Annotated in this window: 10 protein-coding genes; 8 read left to right on the forward strand and 2 right to left on the reverse strand. The window is 43.9% G+C overall.

The window, feature by feature from the left end; all coding sequences use genetic code 11:
* From F607_RS34885 to F607_RS0122075, 8 genes are all read left to right on the forward strand, one after another.
* On the forward strand, positions 1 to 360 hold a 360-nt coding region (locus tag F607_RS34885), incomplete at its 5' end, for a hypothetical protein (protein WP_038292051.1).
* Positions 353 to 865 (forward strand): hypothetical protein, encoded by a 513-nt coding sequence (locus F607_RS31125; RefSeq protein ID WP_038292052.1) that lies wholly within the window; start codon positions 353 to 355, stop codon positions 863 to 865. The genes F607_RS34885 and F607_RS31125, both read left to right, overlap by 8 nt.
* Positions 846 to 1718 (forward strand): hypothetical protein, encoded by an 873-nt coding sequence (locus tag F607_RS0122050; protein WP_027709805.1) that lies wholly within the window; start codon positions 846 to 848, stop codon positions 1716 to 1718. Before F607_RS31125 ends, F607_RS0122050 begins: the two co-directional genes overlap by 20 nt.
* Positions 1715 to 2311: a baseplate complex protein gene (locus tag F607_RS31130; RefSeq protein WP_051311735.1), complete on the forward strand. Its 597-nt coding sequence runs from the start codon at positions 1715 to 1717 to the stop codon at positions 2309 to 2311. The genes F607_RS0122050 and F607_RS31130 overlap by 4 nt, the downstream gene beginning before the upstream one ends.
* The gene (locus F607_RS0122060) at positions 2253 to 2936 is read left to right on the forward strand and encodes a hypothetical protein (protein WP_027709806.1); all 684 of its coding nucleotides are present in this window, start codon (positions 2253 to 2255) and stop codon (positions 2934 to 2936) included. Before F607_RS31130 ends, F607_RS0122060 begins: the two co-directional genes overlap by 59 nt.
* Positions 2930 to 3880: a phage baseplate assembly protein V gene (locus tag F607_RS31135; RefSeq protein WP_051311736.1), complete on the forward strand. Its 951-nt coding sequence runs from the start codon at positions 2930 to 2932 to the stop codon at positions 3878 to 3880. Before F607_RS0122060 ends, F607_RS31135 begins: the two co-directional genes overlap by 7 nt.
* 219 nt (positions 3881 to 4099) lie before the next feature.
* Complete coding sequence (locus F607_RS34285) at positions 4100 to 4453, forward strand: hypothetical protein (RefSeq protein WP_157365562.1); 354 nt, start codon at positions 4100 to 4102, stop codon at positions 4451 to 4453.
* Between the two features lie 419 nt (positions 4454 to 4872).
* The gene (locus tag F607_RS0122075) at positions 4873 to 5424 is read left to right on the forward strand and encodes a DUF6939 family protein (protein ID WP_027709807.1); all 552 of its coding nucleotides are present in this window, start codon (positions 4873 to 4875) and stop codon (positions 5422 to 5424) included.
* Between the two features lie 32 nt (positions 5425 to 5456).
* On the opposite strand, the gene F607_RS0122080 is transcribed toward F607_RS0122075, so the two are convergent.
* Positions 5457 to 5798: a hypothetical protein gene (locus tag F607_RS0122080; RefSeq protein WP_027709808.1), complete on the reverse strand. Its 342-nt coding sequence runs from the start codon at positions 5796 to 5798 to the stop codon at positions 5457 to 5459.
* Between the two features lie 9 nt (positions 5799 to 5807).
* The coding region (locus F607_RS31145; protein WP_169719835.1) for an RHS repeat domain-containing protein at positions 5808 to 9342 on the reverse strand (3535 nt) is incomplete at its 5' end.

Consider the following 9342-nt stretch of genomic DNA (forward strand, 5'->3'; position numbering starts at 1 on the left):
ATGTTGTTAGCCCGGGTTGACCAGGGGACGATCACGCCGTTAAAAAATGCCAGTCAACTGGTGGCTATTCAGTTATTAGACCAAGCCATTGCCGGTGTTTACCCAGTTAAATTGAATTGGTCGCGCACCCCAAACCCTCTGATTGAAGCGGTGTATGATCCCGATGCCTATGTGAAAACTGATTTAAGTATTGCCCCTATTTATGCGGGACGTTATATCGATAACGATAATAGCGCCATCGGCTACGATCCTACCCGTTATCAAGCACAAACCATGATTACCTCGCTTGCATTTAAGTTAGGTGAACATGCTTCGCTACCAAACTCAAAAATTAATACAAGGATTCGTTTTTATGCCTGATTCATTTAAAGCAGTAGTGTCGTATGACCTTGTTATCGGAAAAGTCTGTGGTGATGTTGAAGGGCATCCTATTCCTAATAAGCTTGACCAAGTACCCATTCATGCATTGCGCTGGAATGGTGAGGCGATTGTTAACGCTCACGATTATACGGCCTTCTATATCGATCAGCAGGGCATCAAACATATTATTCAGCACGAGCTGTCATGGCAGCCACTTCATTGTCAATTTGATGAGGCATTGCTGCATAAAGAGGGGCATTGGTGCGTCAAAAATCCAATGGACCATTATCTTACGCAACGAGCACAGGTCAAAGCACAGCGTAAGCAAGCCTTTATGATCGAAGCGGATCCCCTTAAAAATGAATACGACTATGACCGGGAATTTAATCGCCCTGAAGTCAGTCAACGTCGAGAACGTTGGTTAATGAAAGTGGCTGAGATTAAAGCCCGTTATCCATTTCCGGCCAAGCCTGAAGGGAGTGAGGATGAAAACCGTCCAGATTAAAACCCCGACGACATTGGGTCAGCTGCAGGTACAACAAGCCACTTTAATTAAAAAGGCGACCACGCAATTAACGACATTAGCGACACAAATTAATGAGCTAGATGACAGCGGATTTTTACCTGCTTCCATTGCGTCCACGGGTCCCGATTTACGCCGTGAATTACAAAAACAATTACAGCAAAGCATCCATTGTTGTGTGGTGCATCCTTATCAGCATACGGTGGGAGAGGGCGAAGGGCATCACCGCTATTTATCGGCACCGAATGCCTTAAAAGCCCTGACAAAAAAATACCAGGATCAACGCGACCCGCAACAACCTCAGCACAGTCAGGCGGCGATTGTCGTGTTAATCACGGCACCACATTTAACCTCGTTTTATCAAACGTTAACGGCCTTTACTGCATTAATGCCCATCCCTGAATTACCGCAAATTACGCGTCGAGTAAAAGCGCTGATGAGCTTAGAAACCACCAAATGGGAGATTCCTGAAGCACCACAGATGCCGTATTGGCGGCCGTTAAAATTGGCGCAATGGCCTACAGCCAAAAATCATTTAACCCAATTGGGGGCTGCACAAGCGGCCATTGAAGCGATTAGCGATCATGCTTCACCTAAAAGCATGTTGACCGCATTAGTGGCGAAAAAACAGCAACACTTAGCTCAAATGAATCAGGACTGGCAACACACCACACACGCCTTACAACAAGTGGTGGGTCAATACCTGACGGGCAATATTAGCCAGCAACTCAGTCAATTAAGTGCACCTGGACATGACCAGGTGTTAACCGTGGGCTTATTACTGACGGGTACCACGGCAGCCTTAGCCTTTTTAAAAGAGGTGTTGAGCTTATGATGATTGGGCAATACCAGGTACAAGGCTGTAGCTTGAAAGTGGTGGGTAATTTACGTATCAGTAACGAAGAGCTGAGCGGTGCCAGCAGTGCCACCGATCGGGCGCATAAAGGTTTTAAGCCAAAAACTTTAACGGTTTCCCTGCAGATCAACCAAAACAGCCCCGAGCACTTAACTCGCTTAATTGAACTCGCGGAAAGCGTCAACGAACAAGGCAAGCAAACAGTATACACCTTGGTGGATCCGACGGCTAAAGCGATGAATATTCGGCAGGTGCAGTTTAACGACAATTTTAGTGTACGTGAGGCGTCGGATAAGCGGTTATGGCAGGGGCAATTTACCTTATCAGAATACCGTTCTGTGCCTGAAAAAGTCGAGCAACGTCAGCCGAGAAAAGATCCTAAAAAACAACAAGCCGATGGAAAAAGTATTCCGCCCGATGGACCACAACAAGGTAGTACTAATGAGAATAATGAGCCTGAATTAACGTCGTTTGAACAATATTTAAAAGAAATCGATGAGGCGATAGGACCCAGTGAAACTGAACAGCTTGCTGAAAATCAATCAGCAGAACATACCGCTGATACGGCATGATATCCGCTTGGCGATGAATGCCCCAGGCCGGGCGACATTTGTAGTTCGCCCTAACACGCCAGTAACGCCTAAATCGGTGGTAAAAATGGCCATCGGTTATGGTGACAATTTACAGCAAATATTTTTAGGCTATATCGAGAAAATCACCACCGTCGATCAACACCAGCAGCAATTGTTTTGTCGGGAATTGACGGGTATTTTACATTATCCATTACCGATGAATTTACGGCATGTGCATTTAAATGATGTTTTAAATCATATGGCCAAACACACCGGTCTGACCTTTATTACGCCAGAACAACCCTACACCAACAGCAAAATCCCTTATTTTTACAGCCTCAATAATGGACTGTTTGCCATGGCCTCCATAGCGGAGGCCTTTGCTATTGAGGACTATTGCTGGCAACAACAAGGGGATGGCCAAATATATGTTGGGAGCTGGCAACACAGTTATTGGGCCAATAAACCGGTGAAAATCCCCGACCAGTTTTTAATTAACCATCAGTCGCATAACAGTGCACAAATCGCGGCCATTCCCCAGGTACGACCTGGCGTTAAATTAGTCGATGGTCGTCGTATTCAAAAAACACAACTGCAAAATAATCAAATGGTGGTGACATGGTAGACGCCATTAAGCGTATTGTATTGAGTTTATTTCCAGAATTAGCGGGCAACTATCATTTACCCCGTTATGGTCGAGTCGTAGCCATTAGTGATACACCAAAAGAAGGTGACCTCTGTGATGACTTTAGGCCCCATTATGCGGTGGATGTGGAAGTATTAGATGCCCAGGGCAAACCCGACAAGAAACTACCCACCTTACACAGCTTAATGGTACCGATGGCCAGTGCGGGTCAGGAGCAAGGTTTTTATGGGTTACCGGAAGTAGGCACCCAGGTAGTAGTCGGCTTCGCCTATGGCTTACCCAATAAACCATTTATACAGCAGGTGTTACCTCATGGTTTATCGTTACCCAACCTGGAACAGAAAGAACAGCGTTGGCAGCAACATCCGTTAAGCTACCAACGCTGTGACCAGAGCGGCGCTTGGGAACGATCAACGGATACCATTATCAAGGATGAATGCCAGCACTATCAGCTGGAAACCCTTCACCAGGAAACCCACACTCAAAGCCAACAGACAACAATAGCTGAGCACAGCACCGAAACGATTGGCGGCAGCAAAACGCTGGAGGCGATGGGTGCATTAAAGCTGCATTCAGGCGGTACCGCTGAGCTGGCCGCCATTGATAACTTAAAAGTGGCTACGGGTAATGACAGTCATACGGTGGTTGGGAAGGATATGCAGGAGCATATCAACGGCATTAAACACAGCCTGGCCAAGCTTAAGCAAATCACCCAAGTCAAAGATGGCGGTAAAGTCTGGTTAGGCAATGAAAGCGATAATGTACTGCAGTTATTGTCTGAGTTTATGGTGGTGGTGGAGAAAGCGTTTTTGGATCTCTCAACCCATGACCATACGCCAGCAGGACCTACGAACAAACTTGACTTACGAACACAAGCTGGTAACACACATCGGCAGAACAAGCGTTTACGGGCTATGTTGTAATGAATTATCTTTAGAAGACTATTACATTCTTTGATTAAAGGCATTAAAATTAATTACAGAGTCTTTTATAACTATAACTTTGCTTATTAATTAGTATAATAGATAAGCTTACACATCATATTATTATCCGGTCAATTCTTACGAAGAATTTGTTATAAACAATATAAAAATATTTTAGGTTAAATTAACAATAATTTATTAATATAGACTGGCTTTGAAATGCAAAAAATTAAATATTGGTTGTTAACTATATTGACATTTATCTGGTGTGTGTTATTACCTTTTTTCTGGGCATATAATCTTTCTAGAGATTACAATATAAACTATTTAGAGTGTCTTGGTTTATATATTCCACAAGTAATCATTGCAGGGTTGACTTTAGCAATACTGCTTTGCATATGGCTTAAGAAACCAGGAGTAACTTATGCTCTTTTTAGTTTGTCACTCGTTGTCCCTATTTTAAATTTTTGTATAGTTAACAAAACTTACGGAACATGGGTAGTAACTTCATTACTGCTTGGGTTGACAGGTTGGAATCTAAGGTCAATCAGAGCAATTTCACAAAGCAGCTGATACCCTTGCTTATTTTGCTACATGGTAGGCGCGAGGGTTACAATGAACTAATGTTTTAAGTCAGAGTAACGTTCATCAATAGTTAGCAGTTGAAATGAATGAATTATTTAAGAGTTGGCTGAAAGTGCAGCCTTGGTCCAATAGTGAGTGTGAGTGTCCGAGCTGTCTTAGTAAGAAAATTGAGTACTATCTTGTTGGTGACAAAAACACCAATGTTGGATGGTGTTTAATGTGGTGCTCATCTTGTAAAGATGGAATTCATATATCAAGAATGAAAATTCCTAAAGGTGTAGATTATGAGTCGTTCGAAGAGTCTGTATCAAACAATAATTCGGGACCACAATACCAAATTAATTTAGTGCAACCATAGAATTGCCAATTGAGTAAGAGCAAGTATCTAGTCTGTTGAGGTAAAAGTAATGCATCAGATATTCATTTGTAGTAAACGCAAAAAAATTGAAACTCTTTCAAAAGAGTATCCTGATGCAGAAATTATTGATGTCACATCAAAAGCTGCGCAGCCTTGGGTTAAGTTCAGCCCTTTCTATCCACATGGTAATATTCCTATTCCATTTTCTGAAGGACATTACTCATACTCAGTGGAAGGTTTATGGCAAGGACTTAAAGTATTTAAGTCGCAGGATGTGGATAGTACGAAGTTTAAAAACCAAAGTATGAAAGGAATAAAACGAACTGTAAGGAAACTGGGAGTAGTACTAGGGCATAGGAAAGGAGTTAATAGCCCAGAGTTGCTATCTTACCTAGATGCTAGAAGGCTAATTTATATCCCTAGTTATCAATATATATTGTCACACTTTCTCCAAAATGAATTAAGAATAATGAAGGGTATTCTTAGAAAAAAAGACATCGTTTTACTTGACTATGAAACAAACACAAGTATTGAAAACTTAAAAAAACCACTTTCACATGCAAGCCTTATAGCAAGTTTTATCAAAAGTGATAGTTTTTAGGGAGCATCCAAAGTTGCTCCCCTATAACAGTATTATATATCTTCGTAATATTTTTCTAGGCCTGACCACAATAAATCATTAATTGCTGACCTTAGATTTTCACTCATATTTGATACCATGTCACCTAATTTTTTATCTTGCTGTGAGTAGTGATTAATACAATTTTCTACCTCCCAAGGTACTTCATACAAACATGCGACAAGAAGCTTATCCATTTTATTTTCTTTTATGTAAAAAGGGATTAACGACTTGATAGCATCTAATAGTTGCTTATATCCGCTTTCATCTAAGGAGTTTTCTCGTAACTTAGAAAGAAATCCTTGAGGGGTCATTGTTTGTTTATAAATAATGCTTATGTATTCTTGTTTACACATTTTAACACCTTATTGAATTCTTTCTATTGCTGAAGGAGGAATTGCTGGTCCATTTCCTCTATCCTGAATTAGAACCTCTTGGTGTCCCTTTGTTCTTGCAAATACTCGACCCTTACCCACGCCACTAGAAACGTCAATTACTCGGCTATCAACTTTATCTAGATCGATCCTTACAACTCCATTACCACTATTAAATAATCCCAGTGCTTTTTCTGGGTCCTTTGTTGTGGAGATTAAGTTAGTTCGTTTTTTACCCATTACATGTGAGCCAATTTTTGTGAAGACACCTGGGGCCTTGGCACTCAACCCCTTCAAGATATCTTCTCCTTCACGAAGGGCTCTATAAACATAGTTACCTCCTTTTTTAATGGCTTTTACAGGGTTTTTTACCACACTTACCACTGAAAGGGTAAGCATTGTATATTCGTAATCACGCTTAGCCGCTTCTATATTAGCCTTGGCTTGTATCCCTTTTTGTAGGCTCTTAATTGACGTAATTTCTTGAAAGTCAATAATCTGTGCTTCGCTAACCAAGCTATGTAAAAAGCCCAGTTGTGCATTGCCCTTTATAGGCTCAATTGTGGGCCCTTTCGGCTTTGAATACTGAACATAATCATAAGCACTTGGAAATTGAGCAAAGGGACTAAATGCTGAATAGTCTTGGTGTCCAAATGCTTCACTTATAATGCTACTCGAACTGTTATTTTGGGATGAGTAGCGACTAAATCCATTATCAAAGTCACTTAAAGAGCTGCTTCTTGCATTAGTTGATGGGGTAACTCCTTGGTTATAATTGTACCCATCAAATATACTGCAAGTTTCCCCTCCAGCGTTGTCATCGCTACCAAATAGCCAATTAGTAAATTCCTCCCAAGTAAACCCTGTCGGATCACTGCCATTTAGTGGGTTATTAAAGCCATAGCTATAACGGTTATAGCTCTGAATATTACTTGCAAACTGAATAAACGGATCAGCACTCAGGAATCGCCCAACGTTAGGATCATAAACGCGCCCATTCATGTGGATCAGGCCCACACCATCCAGGTGCTCGTGGTTGGTGAAACCGCGTTTAGTAATCGTGCTGGTGATTTGCATAAAATCAATCGCGGCTTGCCAATCCGTCTGACGGCGCTTACCCCAGGGATCATAACTGAAGCGCTCGACTACTTGGCCGTTTTGATCGGTAATGGCGGTGATTGAGCTTAAGTGATCGCGATGGAAGTAGTTGGTTTTCGTACCCTCTTCGGTGCTGGCATTTTCGGTTTTGGTGATAATCGCGACTTCACCGATGTAATGCTTGTGTTGTATTTTGCCGGTATCACTGACCACCTTTTCATAAATACCGGATTGGTAGTAGGTGGTGGAGGTACCGGTAGGGCCTTGGTCAATCCGGCGTACGCGTTTTTGATCCGGTCCATATACCAAGTCGATTTGATGATCTCCGCGAATGATCTGATCGGGTTTATCAAAGGCGGTATAGCGCACGGTACGACCATTGCCACTGGTCATGTTGCCGTTGGCATCATAGCAGTAAGTAGCGTTTTGGCTGCCGGAGGTTTTGGTTAACGCATGGGGACCGGCTTGTTGGCTACCACACTTGTCTGCGTACTGGTAATCACCGACATCGGATTTATGGGTAATATTACCCAACGCATCGTACTGCACACTGGTGGTTAAGGTGTTGCTACTGAGTTTGGCGGTGACTTCGGTTAAACGGTTGAGTTGATCATAAGCAAACGTCTCGTGGATCTTCTGGCGCTTATCTTCCCGCTGGGTCAGATTACCTAATTCGTCGTAGGCAAAATGCAGGTCTTCAATCTGCGTGGTACTGCTGATATACGCGCCACTGTCTTGCAAACGTCCGGTTTTGGCATCAAACACCCGTAGCGTCGTCGCGCCATTACCGTACTGTTGTTGGGTAATATTGCCGAGGGCATCCGCCGCTTGGGCTTGCCAGTAGGTGGTGGCGTTGCTGTCCTGACCATCGGTAATCGACGTCAGGTAACCATGCTCGTTATAGGTTTGTTTGGCGATGAGTCCGGTAGGGAACGTCGTTTGTAAAGGACGACTATACTGGTCATAGCCATAACTCAGGGTAAAGCTTTCACCAAACAGGGTTTGGGTTTCTGCGGTTAAACGCCCTAAAGTGTCGTACTGATACTGTTGGCTAATACCATCGACGGTGACCTGATCTAACTGACCTTTACGTTGTTGGTCATACTGCCATTCAGAGACCCGCCAAAGTAACTTACTGCTGGCTTGGGCATTTTCCGTTTGTTTGACCAGACGATCGAGGTTGTCATAGCTGAGTTTGGTGACCTGGCCTTTAGCATCCTGCTGACGAATAAGCCGACCCAACGCATCATATTCATAGGTCCATGCGCCTTTATCGGGATCATTCATCGCGACCTTACGGCCCAATACATCATACGTCAGGTCGACGGTATTATTGTCGGGGTCGGTGGTTTGGGTCAGATTGCCGAAACTGTCGTAGGTGTAACTGAGGGTATTGCCCAGGCTATCAATGACTTTGACTAATTGACCGGCACCGTTGTAATGCTCGGTTTTAGTCTGACCTTTAGCATTGGTGAGGACCTTATTTAAGCCCTGATAGGCCACTTCTGTCGTGCTGCCATTCGGTTGCGTGGTTTTAATCACCCGTAGCAGGGGATCATATTCATACTGTGTCCAGTACACCTCAGCGTCTTTGAAATACGGTAAGGAGGTTTTTTCCACCTGGCCCAGGGCGTTATACACCGTATCCTGGTATTGGGTTTTACCGGTTAAAGCCAGTGTTTCAGTCCGCAGGGTGCGTTCCAGTTTATCCAAATACACGGTAGTAGGGGCACTGCCTGAGCGTTGGGTTTTGCTCCAGTACACAGCCCTTGTCGGACAAGTATTGTCTGTCGTGGCGGCACACCAGCCGTGAGTGATGGTGGTTTGCGTGTTATCCGCTGCCGTTTGGCTGTTCAGCCGGCCTAAGGCATCGTAGGTATAGGTGGTGACCAAGCCATTGGCATTGGTGGTGGTTAATGGCACACCCCAGAACGGGTCACTGGTTTGCTGGGTTTGATGGCCTAAAGCATTGGTGGTTGAGGTTAAGAACTGACCTTGGGCATCATAGGTATACGTCTGTTTGCGTACCGCCACCTTGGCACCTTGGGTTTGTTCTTCGATTAAGTTACCAAAGCTGTCGTATTTAAAATCGGTGGTCAGGACATAATCGCTTTGGCCAGGCTCCTGTACTCGCTGGGTTAAAGCACCGGTCGTAGGATCATAACGGAATTGCGTGGTGCGGGTTTGGCTGTCACCGGCAACACTCACCTTGGTGACCTGGGTTTGGGTGGCTAAGCCCAGTAGCCAGTTGGTTTCATCATTTTGGTAGGTGGTTACCGTGGTGCTTTGCTGTTCACCCAGGGCGTCTTTAATGACCTGCTTGCTTTCCGTGGCATTGCCCCAGTCATCATAACTGAAGCTTTCCGTGACCGTCGACAACCAGGCATCCTGTAGGGATTTTTGTTGGGTGGTGCGGTTCTTTAGCTGC

Source organism: Zooshikella ganghwensis DSM 15267 (genome assembly GCF_000428585.1).
GTDB classification, from domain to species: domain Bacteria; phylum Pseudomonadota; class Gammaproteobacteria; order Pseudomonadales; family Zooshikellaceae; genus Zooshikella; species Zooshikella ganghwensis.